This is a genomic window from Tardiphaga alba (assembly GCF_018279705.1).
GTDB lineage: Bacteria > Pseudomonadota > Alphaproteobacteria > Rhizobiales > Xanthobacteraceae > Tardiphaga > Tardiphaga alba.
Genome location: NZ_CP036498.1, coordinates 2,279,991 through 2,298,208 on the forward strand (window position 1 = coordinate 2,279,991; position 18,218 = coordinate 2,298,208).

Genomic DNA, 18,218 nt, shown 5'->3' on the forward strand with positions numbered 1-18,218 from the left:
CGTCAGCGCACGGTGTTTCCTGATAGCGCGATCTGCTGAAAACTCTGCGCGCCCTTGGCCGTCAGATCCGGGGTTGTCGGCTTGGCATGATCGAGCCCGACCACGGCGCCGCGTGCGGCACCCGAGATCATGTTGTTGCTGACCAGCGCCGTTCCCGCGCCGGGCATCACGGACACGCCGATGCCGACAAACGAATTGCGTACCACATTGCCGGTGATCGCGACGTCACGGAGATAGCGCCCCCAGCCGGCGATGATGCCGACACCCGGTGCGTTCTCGACGACATTGCCGCTCACCGTCGCGTCCGCCTCGACATAGATGCCAACGCCTGCTTCGTCATCCGGGATCGTGCCGGCCGGCCGTCGCGGAATGAGGTTGCGGATGACATTGCCTTGCACGACGGCGATGCGTCCGCCTTCGTTGAAGTTGCAGACCGAGACACCGAAGGCCGCCCCATCCACGGTGTTGTTGGCGATCACCGCGCCCTCGAAAGAGAATTCCGAATACAGCGCGACCTCGCGCACCTGCGACACGTTGTTGCCGGTGATGTGGATGTTCGACGCCGAATTGCCGCGCACCGCAGAGTAATCGCAATTCTTGATACGATTGCCGGAGACGATCACATTGCCGGCGCGAAATGCATTGATCGCATTGCCATACTGGCCGGAGCCGCCGGGACCGGCCTTGATGTCCTCGATGCGGTTGTCGATCACCTGCGTGCCGTCGTCGCCCAGCGCGCTGCGCAGGATTTCGATGCCGTTGCTGCGCGTATTGCTGATCGTGTTCTGCGCGACCAGCAGGCCCTTGCCATCGAAGGAGACGATCGCGGTGGTGGCGATGTCGCCAAATGTATTGCCGCGAATGGCGCCGGCGCATTGTTCGAGCCAGATGCCGGCATTGCCGCTTTTCACGATGATGCAATCATCGATCCGGATCTCATTGCTTTGCGTAAACTGGACCAGCCCGCGGCGTGGCGGCAGCGTGGCATAGTTGCCGTCGAGCGTGAGACCGCTGAGGCCCACATAATCGGCGCCTTCGCCGGACAGCAGCGGCCCGCCGCCGAGCGATGTCAGCACGGTGGCGCCGCGAATGCCGACCAGCTGCGTGCCGCGCGCGAGCTTCAGCGGTCCGCTGCGATAATTGCCGGGCGGCAGCACAAGCGGCGCCTGCAAGCGCGCGGCGTCGTCGATGGCGCGTTGCAGATAGCGGGTCTGGTCGTCCTGCGTGTTGGAGCGCACGCCATATTGCGTGACGTCGCGTCCGAGTGCCGAGGGCAGGGGCGCTGCATCGGCGCGCGATGCGATGAGAGCACCCGCGGCGCCGAGTGCGTAGGCATTCAACAGGTTGCGGCGGTCGGTGATCATGGCGCTGGTCCGGTGAAGGGGATCGGGCGCGGTTATTCTATGCGATCGCCGCGATGCGTGAGATGATGTCGCGGGCTAGGGTTAATAAGGGAGGCCACTTCTCCCTCCCCGGAGCGAAGCGACTGGGGAGGGTGGATTGAAGCGAGCGTTCAGCGAGCTTCGAGACGGGTGGGGTGTCTCTCCAAACGCCGACGTCACGTGGGATAGACCCCACCCCGGCCTCCGCTTCGCTCGGCCGACCCTCTCCACTGCGCCGCTGCGCGGCTTGAGGGAGGGAGGCCACGCGCTCTTGCGCGTCACTGCTTCGCCTCTCAACGTCCCTTCAGCAGTAGCTGGAAATCCTTTTCGGCCTGGGCGTCGCGTTCGTTCTTTTCGGGGCACTCGCCGGGCTCGGCCTGGCAGGGGCGGATCTCGTAATCGTTGTCGAGCATGCGGCGCGGGGCGGGCTGGCCGTCTTTGCTTTCCACATCGGTGACGAGGCCGCTGTCGGAGGCGAGCTTCCAGACATCGGCTTCGGTCGGATACGACTTGCTCAGCTTGGCATCGTCGCAGAACAGGGCATAGGGCATCGGATTGCTCCGGGCATGACGGTTGAATAACGTCCGACGCGACGGCGGGTTCGCACCCGAGGCCGGCGGCATTTCAATGGCATTGCAGCTTTGCGCCATGGCCATGGGCCATAAGCGCAGACGTTCAGCTCACCGCTTTGTGAGACGTGAACAGGCGGCCCTTTTCCGCCAGCAGCACAACCGCAAAGGCGATGAGCGTGCAGGCGAACAGGCCGGTCGTGAACGGCAACAGCGTGCCGTCATAGTGCTGGCCGATGAACGCGCCGATGGCGATGCCAAGCAGCGTGGTCAGCGTGCCGTAAAGCGAAGAGGCGGTGCCGGCGATATGGCCTTGCGGCTCCATCGCCAGCGCCGTGAAATTCGAGAACATCAGGCCGAAGGCGAACATCATCAGCATCGAGAGCGCGATGAAAAGCGGGAGCGGCAGGAAGCCGATCACCGCGGCCAGCAGCATCACAGCACCGACGACGACAAAGCCGACGAGCGCCGCATGAGAGAGCGCGCGCATGCCGTAGCGATGCACCACGCGGGCATTGAAGAAGCCGGCGATGGCGATGCCAAAGGCGATGGAGGCAAAGGCAAGCGGGAAATAGTGACCGAGATGGTAGATCTCGGTGAACACCTGCTGCGACGTGAAGACGAACGCAAACAGCGCGCCCTGCAACGTGCCGGCGGCAATGCCATAGCCGATGGTCTGCCGATGGCTGATGGTCTGGTGATAGGCGAACAGCACATCGCGAATGGCCAGCGAGCGACGCTTGGCGACAGGCAGCGTTTCCGGCAGGCGCCAGGCGCTCCAGATCAGCGCCAGAAGGCCATAGACGATCAGCACGACGAAAATGCCGCGCCATTCGGTGAGCAGCATCAAGGCCTGGCCGAAGGACGGGGCAACCACCGGCACCGAGATGAACACCATCATTGTCAGCGACATCACGCCGGCCATGCGGCCGCCGGAATAACAGTCGCGCACGATGGACACCACGATCACCCGCGTCGCAGCGGTGCCGATGCCCTGCAACAGGCGCGCCAGCAATAGCGTTTCGAAGGACGGCGCGAACAAGGCCAGCACGCTGGCCACGCAATAGACGCCCATGCCGGCGAGCAGGATCGGACGGCGGCCGAAACGATCCGACAGCGGTCCGATGACAAACTGCGCCGCGCCGAAACCGAGCAGGAAGACCGACAACACCGCCTGAAGCTGATTGCCATCGGCAATTTTGAAGGCGTGGCCCAGATGCGGCAGCGCCGGCAGCATGATGTCCATGGCAAGCGGATTCAGCGCCATGATCGCGGCGATCATGGCGACGAATTCGGCAAAACGCATGGGGAGGTGCGCCGGTGAGGCCACCGGAGCGTCGGCATTGATATCGGTCACGAAGCATTCCCTGGAAGATGGCAGCCATTTGAGCGCGGATGTTGCGCTGCACAAGGCGGGTTTTGGCATGGCTGCATCGCGATAGGCGGCGCGAGAACGGTATTCACCCGCCAAATGCTCAGGAAACAGGCGTTTCCTGCTCGCGCTGGACGACCTCGCGCCGTCGGCTGCGCGCAAGGCGGGCGAATTCCAGCAGGATGGCCTCACCGGCATCGGTGAGCTCGTCAGTGGTCATGCGTTGCGGCGTGGTATCGATGGCCGTGAGCGGCACATGGATGAACGCCGCCAATGACGGGCCGCCAGCGGTACGCGTGGCCTCAATGGCGCGCCAGGACAGGTAGTTGCACAGATAGCGCCCGGCATCGCGGGAGGGGCGCACATCAACGCCGGTGAGGCGCGCGGCCTGCAGCAGGCGCGCGGTGTGCGGGCCGAACATCTGCGCGGCGGCGCCAGGCACAATGAAGCCGCGACGCACCGGCGTGCCATCGGCATCGGGCCACAGCATCGAGACGGCGTTGCGGGCGCGGGTTTCGATGCGCAGATGCGGCGTGCGCGTGGCGAGGCCGAAGCAGAGCAATGCATCCGGCCGATGGCGGGCGATCAGTGCCGGGAGCTCGCGATCGACGGTGGCGTAAGTGACGTCGAAAATATGCGGGATGCGGATGACATCGGCGAAAGCGGGACGCCGCAGTGTCGCAAGTTTCTGCACCAGCGGCATGGTCGGATTGACCGGCGCGCCGGGGAAGGGGCCGAAGCCGGTGATGAGGATGCGGGGAGCGCTCATCGAAGCGCTCGCGATCGTAGGATGGGTAGAGCGCAGGCGCGGCGCGCCGGAGCGAAACCCATCACCCCACGCGCATGAGGTGATGGGTTTCGCTTCGCTCTACCCATCCTACGCATCCTCAATCCTTCAGCAGATCCACGATGGTCTCCGCAGCCACGGCCGGCGTCATCTTGCCATCGGCGACATCGCGCTCGGCCTGCTTGACCTTGCCGCGAATGACGGGATCGCTGCGCAGGCGCGCCTTCAGGCGATCCTCCAGCATGGTCCACATCCACTTCACCTGCTGGTCGCGCCGGCGTGCTGCGAAATCGCCGGAGGCATTCATCGCCGTGCGATGCGCGACGACCTTTTCCCACAACTCGGCGATGCCGGTCTTGGCCAGCGCGGAATAGGTGACGACGGGCGGATGCCAGTGCTCCGAACGCGGCGCCAGGATATGCAGCGCACCGCGATAGTCGCCGGCGGTGATATTGGCGCGCTTGAGATTGTCGCCGTCGGCCTTATTGATGGCGATCATGTCGGCGAGTTCGATCAGGCCCTTCTTGATGCCCTGCAACTCGTCGCCGCCGCCGGGCAGCATCAGCGCCAGAAAAAAATCGGTCATGTCGCAGACCGCGGTCTCGGACTGGCCAATGCCGACGGTTTCCACCAGCACCACATCGAAGCCCGCGGCCTCGCACAGCAACATCGCCTCGCGGGTTTTCGCTGCGACGCCGCCCAGCGTGCCGGAAGAGGGCGAGGGACGAATGAACGCATCGGGATGCGCGGAGAGATCATTCATCCGCGTCTTGTCGCCGAGGATCGATCCGCCGGTGCGTGCGGACGAGGGATCGACCGCCAGCACGGCCACCTTGTGGCCCCTGTCGATCAGATACATGCCGAGCACGTCGATGGTGGTCGACTTCCCGACGCCGGGCGAGCCGGTGATCCCCACGCGAAACGCTTCGCCGGTGGCGGGCAACAATTGCTGCACAAGCTCGCGCGCCGCGGCCTGATGATCGGCGCGGCGGCTTTCCACCAGCGTGATCGCGCGCGCCAGCGCCGCACGGGAGCCGGCACGCAGGTCGCGCGCGAGCGTATCGATATCGATGGGCTTGGCGCTGCTCACTTAGACTTACTCACTTGGGCTTGTCGCCTGTATCAGGTGGCTGCGTGCCACCGAAGATCGCGGCGCCTTCCGCGGAGAGATAGGGTTTCAGCACCTCCCACGGAACGAAGGCCGTGTAGCCACCTTCGGCATAGGCGCCGACGGCATAGGGCGGATAAAGGAATGTGAGACCCGAGCTTTTCCCGACGGTCGTTGATGGCGCCAGCGCGATCGCACCAATCTTGAGCAGCTTCGGCTCCAGCGCATCGACGAGGCTCATGTCGGGCTGATCCGGATCGCGCTTCTTCTTCTCGACCTTGAGATCGGCCACCACGGCATTGCGGATCGCCGTCATCGCCGGGCCATCATCGGCAAGCTCGGTGAAGAACGGGCGGATGCTGATCATCTTCCCGGTCTGCTTGTCCCACAGCAGCGTATCGCTGCCATGATTGGGATGCGCGCCGCCGGTGTAGCTGAACTCGCTGCGGATGATGCTGGCATAGCGGTTCACCACCAGCGCATCTTGCGTATAGCCGCGCTCCGCACTCCACGGCCGGTTGCGGATATCCGCCGGCAGGTCGGTCATGTCCTTGCGCTGTTCGACCAGCTCCTTGAGCGTCTTCGACGCCCAGCTCTTGCCGGCCGTGGTCAGATATTTCAGCAGCGGCGCATCGGCCCTGATCGCATCGTCAAACGAGACGGTGACCTCGGTGTATTTCGCCTTGAGCGCAATGTCGGGCTTGCGATCGGCGGCGAGGGCAGATGTGAGCGTCAGCAACGCGGCTGCGACGCAGATGGCGGACGAGACGAGGCGGATCATTCGCTGAGGCGGCTTTCGACGAAGGCTTTGAGGGGCGGGATGTGATGCTGAAGGATATCCCAGACGGCTTCCACTTGCACCAAGTGGTAGCCGTGTTTGAGGACATTGCCGAAATCGTTCATGGCACGCCACCTTTCGCAGACTGTTTGATCTCCTCTGGCAAGCGCAAAGCTGCCTCGCAGATGATTCCGAGAAAACGCTCTGTTGCGCCCCGTATGATTTCGTCTTCGGCGAATTGACCGATATCCATGCCGTGCGTTGCGCGGCTGATCTTCGCGATATGGACCAGAATATCCCGCAAGCGATCTTCGGGGCGGGCGGCATCAAAACACCTCGATCAGATCATCCGCCATGCGTTCCCGGATGCGCGGCGTGAGTTCGCTGTCCGTCATGACATGCGGCCATACCCCGATCTCGTCCTCGATCATATTCATGACCTTAGACCACCTAAAAAACGGCGGACCTTCACGGTAAGGTGGATATTCAACCAGGATATCTAGATCGCTGTCCGGCCGCGCATCGTCACGCGCGCGCGAGCCGAACACCGCCAGTCGCGTCACCCCCTCGGCCTTGATGGCAGGCGCAAGCGCTCGCAGTTTTGCGAGGATCGTTTCCAGCGGGATGTCGATCACGTCGGTCATGGCAGCAGATTAGCATTCTGGGCGGCGATTTGCAGCGAGAAACGCGCCAGAGGAGGTCTCAAGCGGGAAGAATGTCGATATCGAGCCGAATGGCAACGCGCCGCATGGCCTTGTCCAGTGACGCGAGAGCCGCGCCTGTTTCCAGCGCGAGCGTGACATAGGCGGCATCGTAAGTCGTCAATCCATATGCCTCGGCAAAGGCAATCAGTTCTGTCAAATGGTGGGCTTGCCTTGGCGGATCGATGCGGATGTCGAGATCCTGAATGTCGTTCGACAGTCGAGCGATGCCAGCCATATCTATGCGTTTGTGTCGAAACGCCGTCAGCAGAGCATTGCCGACTTCTGTTGGCCAATGAGCCGGAACGATTGCTTGATGTATTGCAAGCGCTGCGTTTAATTCGAGCGCTGGTGCGCCGGGCTCGTTAAGGAGCCAGGCGACGGTCACCGAGGCGTCGAGGACGATCAACGGCGCCCCTCATTGATCCACCCTTTGATTTCGTCATGTGTCGCGCCGACCTTGAGTTCACGCGCCATCTTCTGAAGATTTGCGATTGCCTGCTTCCGCTTTTCGATCTGTTCGGGCGTCAGCTCGCCGTTCACGACCGAGCGTTGTTCGGGAACCAGCCGCGCGACCGCAACGCCGTCGCGTGTGATGATCACCTCGTCGCCCGTGGTCTCCATTTCAGCGACCATTTGAGCGAGCTGCGAATCCTCTCCCGAAATCGCGACATGCTTTGTCATGCATCACTCCGCTGCCTGGCTATGCCCCAGTCTTGCATTCAGCTTGTGGATCAGTTCTTCCGCGGCTTCCGAGATCACCGTGCCCGGCGGGAAGATCGCTTCGGCGCCGGCCTTGTAGAGTTCCTCATAGTCCTGCGGTGGCACGACGCCGCCGATGATGATCATGATGTCTTCGCGGCCCTGCTTTTTCAGCGCTTCCTTCAATTCCGGCACGGCGGTGAGATGCGCGGCGGCGAGCGAGGAGAGGCCGAGAATGTGGACGTCGTTCTCGACGGCCTGGCGGGCGGCTTCATCGGCGGTGGCGAATAGCGGCCCGATATCGACGTCGAAGCCGACATCGGCGAAGGCGGAGGCAATCACCTTCTGGCCGCGGTCATGGCCGTCCTGGCCGATCTTGGCCACGAGGATACGCGGGCGGCGGCCTTCGGCATCCTCAAAAGTATCGATCAGCGCCTGAACCTTGGCGACATTGTCGTTCATGCTGGAGGCTTCCCGCTTGTAGACGCCGGTGATGGACTTGATCTCGGCGCGGTGGCGGCCGAACACCTTTTCCATCGCGTCCGAGATTTCGCCGACAGTGGCCTTGGCGCGGGCCGCGTCGATGGCCAGCGCAAGGAGGTTGCCACTGCCGTCCTGCGCGCTGCGCGTCAGCGCATTGATGGCGGCGTCCACATCGGCCTGGTTGCGCTCGCCGCGTAGGCGCTTGAGCTTGTCGATCTGCAGGCGGCGGACATTGGAGTTATCGACCTTGAGGACGTCGATGGGCGTCTCGCTCTCGGGCTTGTATTTGTTGACGCCGATCACCGCCTGACGGCCGGCATCGATGCGGGCCTGGGTCTTGGCCGACGCTTCCTCGATGCGCAGCTTGGGCACGCCGGCCTCGATGGCCTTGGCCATGCCGCCGAGCGCCTCGACTTCCTGGATATGGCCCCAGGCCTTCACGGCGAGGTCATGGGTCAGGCGTTCAACATAATAGGAGCCGCCCCACGGATCGATGATGCGGGTGGTGCCGGTTTCCTGCTGGATGAACAACTGCGTGTTGCGCGCGATGCGGGCGGAGAAGTCCGTTGGTAGCGCCAGCGCCTCGTCGAGCGCATTGGTGTGCAGCGACTGGGTGTGGCCTTGCGTCGCCGCCATCGCCTCGACGGTGGTGCGCATCACATTGTTGAACACGTCCTGCGCCGTCAGCGACCAGCCGGAGGTCTGGCTGTGGGTGCGCAAGCTGAGCGACTTCGGATCCTTCGGATTGAACTGGGTCAGCAGCTTCGCCCAGAGCAGGCGGGCGGCGCGCATCTTGGCGACTTCCATGAAGAAGTTCATGCCGATCGCCCAGAAGAACGACAGCCGCGGCGCGAATTTATCGACATCGATGCCCGCGGCCATGCCGGCGCGCAGATATTCGACGCCGTCGGCCAGCGTATAAGCGAGTTCGAGATCCTGCGTCGCGCCGGCCTCCTGCATGTGATAGCCGGAGATCGAGATCGAATTGTATTTCGGCATCCGTTGCGAGGTGTAGGCGAAGATGTCGGAGATGATCCGCATCGAGGGCGCCGGCGGATAGATATAGGTGTTGCGCACCATGAACTCTTTCAGAATGTCGTTCTGAATCGTTCCGGTCAGTTTCTCCGGCGGCACGCCTTGCTCTTCGGCGGCGGCGACATAGAGCGCGAGGATCGGCAGCACCGCGCCATTCATGGTCATCGACACGCTCATCTGGTCGAGCGGGATGCCGGCGAACAGCGTGCGCATGTCGTAGATCGAGTCGATCGCAACACCGGCCATGCCGACGTCGCCGGCGACGCGCGGATGATCGCTGTCATAGCCGCGATGGGTGGCGAGATCGAAGGCGACCGATAGTCCTTTCTGGCCGGCGGCGAGGTTACGGCGATAGAAGGCGTTGCTGTCTTCCGCCGTGGAGAAGCCCGCATATTGGCGGATCGTCCAAGGCTGGTTGACATACATGGTCGGGTAGGGGCCGCGCAGGAACGGCGCTGCACCGGGCCAGGTGTTGAGGAAGTCGATGCCTTTGACATCGGCCTCGCCATAGGCCGGATTGACCAGGATGCCTTCCGGCGTCAGCCAGGGCTCGGCGCGGCCCGCGGGCGCGCTGGGCGCGATGGTGGCGAAGGCGATATTGGTGAAGTCGGGGATCTTGGTCATTTCCATCCAGCCTTATCGGTCGTCATTGCGAGCGCAGCGAAGCAATCCAGTCTTCGCTTGAGGCTCTCTGGGTTGCTTCGTCGCCCTGCGGGCTCCTCGCAATGACGGTTGCTGTTGTTGCGTTTCATCTCAGTCATGATCCGGATGCTGATAGCTGAACACGCTCGCCATCTTGTCCGGGCCGTAATTCTGCGCCGTCGTCTTGCTCGGCAGGTTCGACACATTGCCGACCCAGCCGAGACGGCTTTCGCTGCCGAATTGTTTCGTCGGGACCACGCGGTCGGGACGGTCGAACGCGCCGGTCATGATCTCGATATTCGGGCCGTCGATGCGGCGATAGCTCAGCGGCGTGCCGCATTTGGCGCAGAAGTCGCGTTCTGCGATCGACGAGGACTTGAACGCCGATGGCGTGCCGCGGGTCCATGCGAAATTGTCGTTCGGAATATCGGCAAGCGAGGCGAAGGGCGAGCCGGTGGCTTTCTGGCACATGCGGCAATGGCAGATGCTGACACGTGTCGGCGCAGCGCTCACCGCAAAGCGGATCGCGCCGCATTGGCAGCCGCCGGTCAGCATGGGTTTGCTCGCCGCCTGCGTCATCGCTCACTCCATCCGGGTGTAGGCTTGCACCAGCATCGCCAGTGCATCGCCGCCGGCGACGATGAAATCCTGCACGCCGGCCCCGCGCAAGTCGGTCTCCAGCTCGCCGGGACGGCCTGCCAGATAGATATGCGTGGCGCCGGCCTTTTGCAGGGCCTGCGCGGCCGCTGCGGCATGGGCCGGATATTGCTTGTCCGAGGAACAGATGCAGGCGAGCGCAGCGCCGGAAACCTTGAAGGCATCGGCGAGGGCCGCGGGATCCGTGAAGCCGTTGGTATCGATCGCTTCGATGCCGCCGGTCTCGAAGAAGCTCTTGGCGAACGTGGCGCGCGCGGTGAAATCCGCGGGCGTCCCGAGATTGGCCAGGAACACCTGCGGCCGCGCGCCCTTGCGGGCGAGGAGGTGATCGGATTTGTCGCGTAGCGTCTCGAAAGGCTGCGCAAGACGGATCGGCTCCAGCGCGGGAAACTTAATCTTGTCCTTGCCATAGGGCTTGCCGGGAATCGGCTTGACCTTGAGCACGGTGGCGCGGGTCTCGTGCAGATTGGGAAATTCGCTGGCGCCGGTGAGCACGTCGCGGCGCTTGGCGACGGCGGCCTGCCGCGCCTTGCGGGTGGCGGCGACTTTCGGCTGGATCAGGTTGTTGCCGAGTGCATGGAAGATGCCGCTGGCCTTTTCGATCTCCTGGAATTGCACCCAGGCGGCATCGCAGAGTTCACGCGTCAGCGTCTCGATGCCGCCGGCACCGGCGGCGGGATCGGTGACCTTGGCGAGGTTGGACTCTTCCAGCAGCACGAGCTGGGTGTTGCGCGCGATGCGGCGGGCGCCGGAGTCAGGCAGGCCGAGCGCCAGCGTATGCGGCAGCACGGTGATCGAATTGGCGCTGGCGAGGCCGGCCGAGAAGGTCGCCATGGTGGCGCGCAGCATGTTCACCGCGGCGTCGCGCTGGGTCAGCATGCGCCATGCGGTCTCAGCAGCGATGAACAGCGGCTTCGGTGTCAACCCGCAGCTCTCCTCGACGCGCGCCCAGAGCAGGCGCAGCGCGCGGAATTTCGCCATGGTCATAAACTGGTCGGCATCGGCTGCGAGACGCGCATAGACCATGCCGCGTGCAGTCTCGAGCGGGATGTTATGCTCTTCCAGCGCGCGCAGGTAAGCGAGCATGGTGGCGAGCGTGTAGCTGAGCTCCTGGACTTCCGAGCCGCCGGCATCGTGAATGATGCGGCCATCGGCGACGGCGAACGGGCCCTTGAAACCTTGTTCCGCGAGCTTCTTGATGGTGTCGGTGACGGCCGGCGCCATCTCCCACCAGTTATAGGCTGACGTCCCCCAGACGGCGGTGGCGCCGATGGGATCGATGCCGAAGCGGATGTCACATTGGGCGGCGTCGATGCCTTTGGCTTTGATGTAGTCCGCGAGCCAAGTGACGGCCATGCGCGATTGCGGGCCAGCCTGCAATTCGATGCCGATCCCTGCGTCGAGATAGATGCCGTCGAACACGGTCGCGATGGTCTCTTCGGACGCGACAAGACCGAAGCCACGGGCGCCATTGGCGCCTTCGAACACCAGCGTCAGGCCGGTGGCGCCGTTTTCGAGATCGTGCAGGGCCTGTCGGTTCGACTTCGCGGCATCGGGATGATCGATGCGCTGCATGACCTGCCAGGGGGCTGCGGCCGCACGGCCAGCGATCGGCGCGGCATTGGGCGCGCGCTCATAGATCGGCTGGATGGCGATGCCGTCATAGGTCTTGCCGATCAGCTTCTCGAACGGGGCGCCTTTCAGCACGCCATCGACGAGCTTGCGCCAGTCGTCATGGGTCGCAGGCGCAAAATCGGCGGCCAGCCTGAGGTCATCAGTCGTAGTCGACATAGGAAACGGTTCACTCCCGGCATGAGTTCGTATTTGGCCGGAAAATGCCATGGGACGAAGGGGTTGCCAATGGCTGTTACAGCATGGCGCTGCGCGCTTTTGGGGCGCGGAATTTCCAGATTTGGCTCGGTTCCCTCTCCCCGCATCTTGCGCGGGGAGAGGGTGGCCGCGCGTAGCGCGGTCGGGTGAGGGCGGGGCAGGCGAGTAGTGCCAATCTGGTTGGAGCGGGGCGCTTGGTGCGATTCGCGAGGATGTGAATGAGGATAGCGCAGCGTGCCGCCCCTCACCCGCCGCGAAGACGCGGCGACCTCTCCCCGCGCAAGATGCGGGGAGAGGTTCGGAGAGACCTGCGCTCAATTCAGATCCGGCAACCTCACGATGCCATCGGTCGAGAGCTTCGCCAGATGCTCGGTCACGGTCTTGCCGGCGATCACGCGGTCCGGGGCGATCTCGGCGAGGGGCACCAGCACGAAGGCGCGCTGGGTGGCGCCGGGATGCGGCAGCATCAGTTCCGGCTTCAGCATCACCACGTCGTCATAGGCGATCATGTCGAGATCGAGCGGGCGGGGGCCCCAATGGCCCTCGGCGGCGCGGTTGCGGCCGAATTTGTGTTCAATTTTATGCAGCGTGAAGAGCAGCGCGTGCGGATCGAGATCGGTATCAATTTCGATCGCCGCATTGATGAAATTGTCCTGCGGGATGTCGCCGACCGGCGGCGTCTCGTAATCCGATGAGCGCGCGACGAGGCCGGCCTGAGTCATGCCGCAGATATTGCTGACGGCCTTGCGGAAAGTGGTGCGGACATCGCCGACATTGCCGCCGAGCGCGATCAGGACGCTGGCCATCCTTTATGCTCGCGAACGGCGCAGCACCACGCCGACATCGTCGAAGATCGCAGCGATGGGGGCATGCGGCTTGTGCACGGTGATCTTCACTGAGCTGATCTTGGCGAATTTTGCGAGAATGGCGTCCGCAACGGCGCCGGCGGCGCGTTCCAGCAGCTTGTAATTGACATCCTTGAACGCAGCGATCGCGGTGGCGACCACATCGGCATAGGACACCGTGTCGGAAAGGCGATCGCTGCGCGAGGCGAGGCCGATATCGGCATCGAGTTCGAGATCGATGATGAAGCGTTGGCCGACGACGCCCTCGTAATCGAGTACGCCGTGATGGGCATGCACCGAGAGGCCCTTGATGAAGATCATGTCGGTCATCGGAATTCCTCGATGGCGGCTGCGACGCGCAGCGCCTGGATGGTCTCGGCCACGTCATGCGCGCGGATGATCTTCGCGCCGCGCTGAACGGCGATCAAGTGGGCGGCGAGCGAGCCGCCGAGCCGCTGTTGCGGTTCGGACGGCACGATGGTGGAGATGAATTTCTTTCTGGATGCGCCGACCAGCACGGGCAGGCCGAAGTGCGCGAGTTCGCCGCCGCGCGCCAGCGCAATCAGATTCTGCTCCGGAGTCTTGCCGAAGCCGATGCCGGGATCGAGGATGAGGTGGCTTTCGGAAATGCCGGCCTTCGCGGCGATCTCCAGCGTGCGGGCGAAGAAGCCGATGATGTCGGCCATGATGTCAACCGATGGATCGACGTCATCGCGATTATGCATGACGACGACGGGCACGCCGTGTTCGGCGACCACGCGCGCCATGTCGGGATCGCGCTGCAGGCCCCAGACGTCATTGGCGATGGCGACGCCGGCTGCAAGCGCGCGGGCGGTGACCGAGGCCTTCATGCTGTCGATGGACAGCGGCACGCCGAGCGCGACGACATCGGGCAGCACCGGCGCGAGGCGCTGCCATTCCTCGTCCGCCGAGACCGGCTGCGATCCGTAGGGACGGGTTGACTCCGCGCCGATATCGATGATGTCGGCGCCGGCGGCGATCATGGCGCGGGCATGGGCCAGCGCCCGCTCCGGGACGTTGAAATTACCGCCGTCGGAGAAGGAATCCGGGGTGACGTTCAGGATACCCATCACAGCCGGCACCGGCCGCGCCAGCAGGGCGGCAAGGACAGTCGGCGTGGTGGCGGCAGGCGCGATCATGCGGTCGCTTTGCGCGCGGGCGGGGAGGGAGTCAAGGTGGGGTGGGGGCGTAGGGCGGATTAGCGAAGCGTAATCCGCCGGCCGACTTCACTGTTGAAACTCCGCGGCGGATTACGGCTGCGCCTAATCCGCCCTTGTAATAGCCCGACCTGTTATTGTGAGGCCATTCCGAGAGGAATGCTCTGCCGCGGAGTGCAATCCGCGGCAGAGCGCTGGCGATCGGATCGTATCCGCCCTGAGTCGTCTGAGACTGTCTCGTAGCGGGATCGCGCCAGCACCTTCATCGGACCCGGATGGTTGCCGGAACTCAAGGTTCGCTTTCACAAGGCAGGGTCGAGGAAGATGACACAGACTATCACACAGGTGGCCGGTATCGATACGGCCAAGCACAAGCTCGATATCGCGCTGCACGGCCAGTCAAAGCGATGGCAGATCGAGAATTGCGTCAGTGGATGGCGGGATCTGGCGTCACGCCTCGCCGGAGCTGGCGTCAACAAGGTCGGAATCGAAGCCACCGGCGGCTACGAAAGCGGCGTCGTTGCCTATTTGCGGGGAGCCGGCTTTGTGGTTCTGCTGCTGCAACCGCTACAGGTGAAAAACTTTGCAAAGTCACGGCTACGCCGCGCCAAAAATGACGCTCTCGATGCCGAACTGATCGCCGCTTACACCGCGCAGGCCGAGCCGCGCGATATTGCGCCGGACGCCAGACTGACGGGATTAGCGGGCCAACTCACCTTTGTTGAGCAGACTGAGGAGGACATCGCCCGTCTCAAAATCCGCCTCGAGCATATTGGCGAGCCACAGCAGCGACGTCTTTATCTTCGCGACATTGCGCGTTTGCAGGCGCGGCGCCGGGCCGAACTCAAGCGGATTGCTGCTCTGCTGCGCCAGCATGATGATCTGGCGCGGCGCCTCGCCTTGGTGCTTAGCATTCCCGGTATCGGCGAACGCACCGCGCTTGCCATCGTCATCCGCATGCCTGAGCTCGGCCAGATCAGCCGCGAGGAAGCTGCAGCTTTGGCTGGCCTTGCGCCGTTTGATAACGACAGCGGCAAGCACCGTGGCCAACGCCATATTGCCGGCGGGCGCGATCGGCTGCGCCGGTCGCTGTACGCGGCCGCTTTGCCGGCTTCATTCCGGTGGAATGCGGCTCTGATCGACCTCTACCGACGATTGATGGCCCGTGGGAAAGCCCACCAGGCCGCACTCATCGCCTGTGCCAGGAAGCTCATCGTCTACGCTAACACCGTCGTCCAGCGCGGAACTCCGTGGATCAAAAGTCCCGCGCTTTAATGGTTGCTACGGCACAGTCTCAATACGAAATCTTCAGCGGCAGCTGCCGGGCCTTTTCGATCAGGTCGCCGACGGATTTTTCCGACGGCAGCACGCGCACCAGTTTGCGGGTCTCGTTGGCCTCGCGCATCGCCTGAGCGAGGCGGGCGGGGTTGCGGTGCTTGAGCTCGCGCACCGTGGAGACGCCGGAGGCACGCAGCAGTTCGGCCTTTGCGGCGCCCATGCCGGGGATGCGGAGATAGTCGGCGAGATTGGCCCATTCCAGCAATTGCTGTTCGGTGAAACCGGTCTTGGCCGAGAGCTCCTTCCGGCATTTGGCGGAATGAGCGGCCTCCAGCAGACTCTCCATGGTGCGGATGCCTGCTTTCTTCAGCCGGGTCGCGGCGAAAGCCGTGAGACCTTCGATCTCGGAAATAGAATAAGCCATGATACTCGAATGTTCGAAGAGAAGGTGCTTGACGCTTTGAAGATGGCCGGCAGGTCAGGCGAACTGACTGAGGCCGGGCGTGCCCGCGATGATCTGGTCCATCGCATCGGCGCCGACCTTGTCGCGGCCGAACTTGAACAGTTCCCGGGCGACGCTCTGGATCTCGCCCATGCCGAGACCCATGCCCATCAGCTTGCTGCCGAGTGCCATCAGGCCGCCGCCCATCAAGCTGAAGCCGCCGCCTTCATTGGCTGCAATAGCAGCCTCGGCGCCGGGAATATTTGCGATCAGAGCATTGACAGGTTCGGGAGGGGCTTCGCGCTTGAGGAATTCGAGGATGCTGCCAACGGCTTTTTCAGCCACGGCTTCATCGATGCCGACCTTTGCGGTCAGCGCTTTGATCAATTCATCCATGATGCCCCGCCACACCGGTTGAACCAGTGCCCTTCGTTTGAAAAATCATCTTGTGCCGGTGTGATTCGAATTACAAGCACACGCGGCCATTCGAAGTGCGATTCAACGTGATCGCGCGTCGAGTGTTGCAGCAATGCAATCGCAAACGTGAAAATCTGGTCAATTGTTCGCGCTCGCGAGAGCGCTCCACTCTGGAAATATTTCAAAGGGGTTTGGCACGCGCTGTTGTTCCTTGACCATCGGACATCGTGACGCGCATGCGCTGGCCTTCGTTCCGCAACATACGGTAAGATCATGAAGCGCCGCGAATATTCTTCGCAATTTTTTGATGCGCGATAGGCGATCCCAGAGGCGATCAGATGGCCAAGACAACTGCAACTGCCACCGCAGCTCCGATATCGGGCGATACGGACAAACAGATTTTCATCGGCAAAGGCGAGCAGCCGGCATGGCTGACGCTGGCGCTCGGCAATCGCCATGGTCTCGTCACCGGCGCGACGGGAACAGGCAAGACGGTCTCGCTGCAGGTGATGGCGGAAGGCTTTGCCCGCGCAGGTGTTCCCGTTTTTGCCTCGGATATCAAAGGCGATTTGTCGGGCATCGCCGAAGTCGGCGAGGGCAAGGACTTCATCCTGAAGCGCGCGCAGGAAATGGGGCTCACATTCCAGCCCGATCAGTTCTCGACCGTGTTCTGGGACGTGTTCGGCGAGCAGGGACACCCGGTGCGTGCCACCGTCTCTGAGATGGGGCCACTGCTGCTGGCGCGGCTGCTCGATCTCAATGACGTGCAGGAGGGCGTGCTCAACGTCGCCTTCCGCGTCGCCGATGAAAACGGCCTGACGCTGCTCGACATGAAGGACCTGCGCTCGCTGCTCGACGCCATCGTGCCGAAGGCCGTGAAGAAGGACGAGTTCGATCCGCTCGCGGAGATCCGTGCCTCGGCATCGAGCTTCGGCAATGTGTCGAAGGCCACCGTGGGTACTATCCAGCGGCAATTGCTCGTGCTGGAGAACCAGGGTGGTGAAAAATTCTTCGGCGAGCCCGCGCTGGAGTTGAAGGATTTCATCCGCACCGACCGCGACGGGCGCGGCATGGTCAACATCCTCGTCGCCGACAAGCTGATGGCCAGCCCGCGCCTTTATGCGACCTTCCTGCTGTGGCTGCTGTCCGAACTGTTCGAGGAACTGCCGGAAGTCGGCGATCTGCCGAAGCCGAAACTGGTGTTCTTCTTTGACGAGGCGCATTTGCTGTTCAACGATGCTCCGAAAGCCCTCATGGACAAGATCGAGCAGGTGGTCCGCCTCATCCGATCGAAGGGCGTCGGCGTTTATTTTGTCACCCAGAACCCGATCGACGTGCCCGATCGCGTCCTCGCGCAGCTCGGCAACCGCGTGCAGCACGCCTTGCGTGCCTTCACTCCGCGCGACCAGAAGGCGGTCGCCGCCGCGGCCGAAACGTTCCGCGCCAATCCCAAGCTCGATACGGCGAAGGCCATCACCGAACTCGGCAAGGGCGAGGCGCTGGTGTCGTTCCTCGAAGGGAATGGCACGCCGTCCATCGTCGAGCGCGTGATGGTGCGCCCGCCGGTGGCGCGGATCGGGCCGATCACGCCGGATGAGCGCAAGGCGATCATCAATGCCAGCCCGGTGAAGGGCAAATACGACACCGCAGTGGATTCCGAGTCCGCCTATGAGATTCTGCAGAAGCGCATTGCGGGCACGGCCGCGACGCCGGCCGATGCCGGTCAGGCAAATGGCGGCGGCGGGGGCTTCCTCGGTACGCTCGGCGGCATCATCGGCAGCATCTTCGGCACCGGCACGCGGCGCGGCCGGCTGACCACCGGGCAGGTGATCGCACGCAGCGTCACCCGCACGGTCACCAACAAGGTGGTCGGCGGCATCGTCGCCAATGTCGGCAAGCAGATCGGCGGCTCGCTCGGCAGCACCATCGGCCGCGAGATCGTGCGCGGCACGCTCGGCGGCATCATGAAGCGCTGATCCCGTCATTGATCATACAGTCTGAACGTCTGGTTT

19 protein-coding genes and 1 pseudogene are annotated in these 18,218 nt (G+C 63.3%); 2 read left to right on the plus strand and 18 right to left on the minus strand.

Annotated elements, in window-relative coordinates; genetic code table 11:
- Positions 1-2: 2 nt before the first annotated feature.
- The 16 genes and pseudogenes from RPMA_RS10620 to folP form a co-directional block, all read right to left on the minus strand.
- On the minus strand, positions 3-1,364 hold the full coding sequence (locus RPMA_RS10620; protein WP_211912775.1) for a TIGR03808 family TAT-translocated repetitive protein: 1,362 nt from the start codon (positions 1,362-1,364) through the stop codon (positions 3-5).
- Positions 1,365-1,675: 311 nt separating this feature from the next.
- A complete protein-coding gene (locus RPMA_RS10625; RefSeq protein WP_211912776.1) occupies positions 1,676-1,933 on the minus strand; it encodes a hypothetical protein in 258 nt (85 codons plus the stop codon).
- A 124-nt stretch (positions 1,934-2,057) separates the two neighbouring features.
- Positions 2,058-3,308, minus strand: a complete 1,251-nt coding sequence (locus RPMA_RS10630; RefSeq protein ID WP_211912777.1) for a multidrug effflux MFS transporter — start codon at positions 3,306-3,308, stop codon at positions 2,058-2,060.
- Positions 3,309-3,426: 118 nt separating this feature from the next.
- Positions 3,427-4,092: a pyroglutamyl-peptidase I gene (locus RPMA_RS10635; protein ID WP_211912778.1), complete on the minus strand. Its 666-nt coding sequence runs from the start codon at positions 4,090-4,092 to the stop codon at positions 3,427-3,429.
- A gap of 118 nt (positions 4,093-4,210) precedes the next feature.
- Positions 4,211-5,200, minus strand: coding sequence for a methylmalonyl Co-A mutase-associated GTPase MeaB (gene meaB / locus RPMA_RS10640; RefSeq protein WP_211912779.1), 990 nt, complete (start codon positions 5,198-5,200; stop codon positions 4,211-4,213).
- A 10-nt stretch (positions 5,201-5,210) separates the two neighbouring features.
- The gene (locus RPMA_RS10645; protein WP_211912780.1) at positions 5,211-5,999 is read right to left on the minus strand and encodes a DUF3298 and DUF4163 domain-containing protein; all 789 of its coding nucleotides are present in this window, start codon (positions 5,997-5,999) and stop codon (positions 5,211-5,213) included.
- Positions 5,996-6,249: pseudogene (locus RPMA_RS10650) on the minus strand (HepT-like ribonuclease domain-containing protein). The gene RPMA_RS10645 and the pseudogene RPMA_RS10650 overlap by 4 nt, the downstream one beginning before the upstream one ends.
- Positions 6,250-6,322: 73 nt before the next feature.
- Positions 6,323-6,640, minus strand: coding sequence for a nucleotidyltransferase family protein (locus RPMA_RS10655; protein ID WP_211912781.1), 318 nt, complete (start codon positions 6,638-6,640; stop codon positions 6,323-6,325).
- A 58-nt stretch (positions 6,641-6,698) separates the two neighbouring features.
- Positions 6,699-7,106: a type II toxin-antitoxin system VapC family toxin gene (locus RPMA_RS10660; protein ID WP_211912782.1), complete on the minus strand. Its 408-nt coding sequence runs from the start codon at positions 7,104-7,106 to the stop codon at positions 6,699-6,701.
- Positions 7,103-7,381, minus strand: coding sequence for a type II toxin-antitoxin system Phd/YefM family antitoxin (locus RPMA_RS10665; RefSeq protein WP_211912783.1), 279 nt, complete (start codon positions 7,379-7,381; stop codon positions 7,103-7,105). The genes RPMA_RS10660 and RPMA_RS10665 overlap by 4 nt, the downstream gene beginning before the upstream one ends.
- A 3-nt stretch (positions 7,382-7,384) precedes the next feature.
- Positions 7,385-9,541 (minus strand): methylmalonyl-CoA mutase, encoded by a 2,157-nt coding sequence (scpA, locus tag RPMA_RS10670; RefSeq protein WP_211912784.1) that lies wholly within the window; start codon positions 9,539-9,541, stop codon positions 7,385-7,387.
- A 129-nt stretch (positions 9,542-9,670) separates the two neighbouring features.
- Positions 9,671-10,138, minus strand: a complete 468-nt coding sequence (locus RPMA_RS10675) for a GFA family protein (protein WP_211912785.1) — start codon at positions 10,136-10,138, stop codon at positions 9,671-9,673.
- A gap of 3 nt (positions 10,139-10,141) precedes the next feature.
- Positions 10,142-12,007, minus strand: coding sequence for a methylmalonyl-CoA mutase subunit beta (locus tag RPMA_RS10680; protein WP_211912786.1), 1,866 nt, complete (start codon positions 12,005-12,007; stop codon positions 10,142-10,144).
- A 353-nt stretch (positions 12,008-12,360) separates the two neighbouring features.
- Positions 12,361-12,852: a 2-amino-4-hydroxy-6-hydroxymethyldihydropteridine diphosphokinase gene (gene folK / locus RPMA_RS10685; protein ID WP_211912787.1), complete on the minus strand. Its 492-nt coding sequence runs from the start codon at positions 12,850-12,852 to the stop codon at positions 12,361-12,363.
- A 3-nt stretch (positions 12,853-12,855) separates the two neighbouring features.
- A complete protein-coding gene (gene folB / locus RPMA_RS10690; protein WP_211912788.1) occupies positions 12,856-13,221 on the minus strand; it encodes a dihydroneopterin aldolase in 366 nt (121 codons plus the stop codon).
- Positions 13,218-14,051 (minus strand): dihydropteroate synthase, encoded by an 834-nt coding sequence (gene folP / locus RPMA_RS10695; protein WP_211912789.1) that lies wholly within the window; start codon positions 14,049-14,051, stop codon positions 13,218-13,220. Before folP ends, folB begins: the two co-directional genes overlap by 4 nt.
- A 297-nt stretch (positions 14,052-14,348) precedes the next feature.
- Here folP and RPMA_RS10700 point away from each other — a divergent pair, with 297 nt between their 5' ends.
- Entirely contained in the window at positions 14,349-15,344 is a 996-nt protein-coding gene (locus tag RPMA_RS10700) for an IS110 family RNA-guided transposase (RefSeq protein ID WP_249225295.1), read from the plus strand.
- A gap of 19 nt (positions 15,345-15,363) precedes the next feature.
- Here the strand turns inward: RPMA_RS10700 and RPMA_RS10705 are convergent, their stop codons facing one another.
- Both RPMA_RS10705 and RPMA_RS10710 read right to left on the minus strand, forming a co-directional pair.
- Positions 15,364-15,771 carry a DUF4332 domain-containing protein gene (locus tag RPMA_RS10705; RefSeq protein ID WP_211912790.1) on the minus strand — a complete coding sequence of 136 codons (408 nt, stop codon included), beginning with the start codon at positions 15,769-15,771 and terminating at the stop codon, positions 15,364-15,366.
- A 54-nt stretch (positions 15,772-15,825) separates the two neighbouring features.
- Entirely contained in the window at positions 15,826-16,185 is a 360-nt protein-coding gene (locus RPMA_RS10710) for a DUF2267 domain-containing protein (RefSeq protein ID WP_211912791.1), read from the minus strand.
- A gap of 359 nt (positions 16,186-16,544) precedes the next feature.
- On the opposite strand from RPMA_RS10710, the gene RPMA_RS10715 reads away from it, so the two are divergent.
- The gene (locus tag RPMA_RS10715; protein WP_211912792.1) at positions 16,545-18,182 is read left to right on the plus strand and encodes a helicase HerA-like domain-containing protein; all 1,638 of its coding nucleotides are present in this window, start codon (positions 16,545-16,547) and stop codon (positions 18,180-18,182) included.
- The last annotated feature ends 36 nt before the right edge of the window (positions 18,183-18,218 follow it).

What these genes read in the sequence shown, in the direction of transcription:
- folB (WP_211912788.1), bottom strand. Translation starts at nt 13,221, where the DNA reads ATGACCGACATGATCTTCATCAAGGGCCTCTCGGTGCATGCCCATCAC.
- RPMA_RS10705 (WP_211912790.1), bottom strand. Translation starts at nt 15,771, where the DNA reads ATGGCTTATTCTATTTCCGAGATCGAAGGTCTCACGGCTTTCGCCGCG.
- RPMA_RS10620 (WP_211912775.1), bottom strand. Translation starts at nt 1,364, where the DNA reads ATGATCACCGACCGCCGCAACCTGTTGAATGCCTACGCACTCGGCGCC.
- folP (WP_211912789.1), bottom strand. Translation starts at nt 14,051, where the DNA reads ATGATCGCGCCTGCCGCCACCACGCCGACTGTCCTTGCCGCCCTGCTG.
- RPMA_RS10710 (WP_211912791.1), bottom strand. Translation starts at nt 16,185, where the DNA reads ATGGATGAATTGATCAAAGCGCTGACCGCAAAGGTCGGCATCGATGAA.
- RPMA_RS10625 (WP_211912776.1), bottom strand. Translation starts at nt 1,933, where the DNA reads ATGCCCTATGCCCTGTTCTGCGACGATGCCAAGCTGAGCAAGTCGTAT.
- RPMA_RS10680 (WP_211912786.1), bottom strand. Translation starts at nt 12,007, where the DNA reads ATGTCGACTACGACTGATGACCTCAGGCTGGCCGCCGATTTTGCGCCT.
- RPMA_RS10645 (WP_211912780.1), bottom strand. Translation starts at nt 5,999, where the DNA reads ATGATCCGCCTCGTCTCGTCCGCCATCTGCGTCGCAGCCGCGTTGCTG.
- RPMA_RS10715 (WP_211912792.1), top strand. Translation starts at nt 16,545, where the DNA reads ATGGCCAAGACAACTGCAACTGCCACCGCAGCTCCGATATCGGGCGAT.
- RPMA_RS10655 (WP_211912781.1), bottom strand. Translation starts at nt 6,640, where the DNA reads ATGACCGACGTGATCGACATCCCGCTGGAAACGATCCTCGCAAAACTG.
- scpA (WP_211912784.1), bottom strand. Translation starts at nt 9,541, where the DNA reads ATGACCAAGATCCCCGACTTCACCAATATCGCCTTCGCCACCATCGCG.
- RPMA_RS10635 (WP_211912778.1), bottom strand. Translation starts at nt 4,092, where the DNA reads ATGAGCGCTCCCCGCATCCTCATCACCGGCTTCGGCCCCTTCCCCGGC.
- RPMA_RS10675 (WP_211912785.1), bottom strand. Translation starts at nt 10,138, where the DNA reads ATGACGCAGGCGGCGAGCAAACCCATGCTGACCGGCGGCTGCCAATGC.
- folK (WP_211912787.1), bottom strand. Translation starts at nt 12,852, where the DNA reads ATGGCCAGCGTCCTGATCGCGCTCGGCGGCAATGTCGGCGATGTCCGC.
- RPMA_RS10665 (WP_211912783.1), bottom strand. Translation starts at nt 7,381, where the DNA reads ATGACAAAGCATGTCGCGATTTCGGGAGAGGATTCGCAGCTCGCTCAA.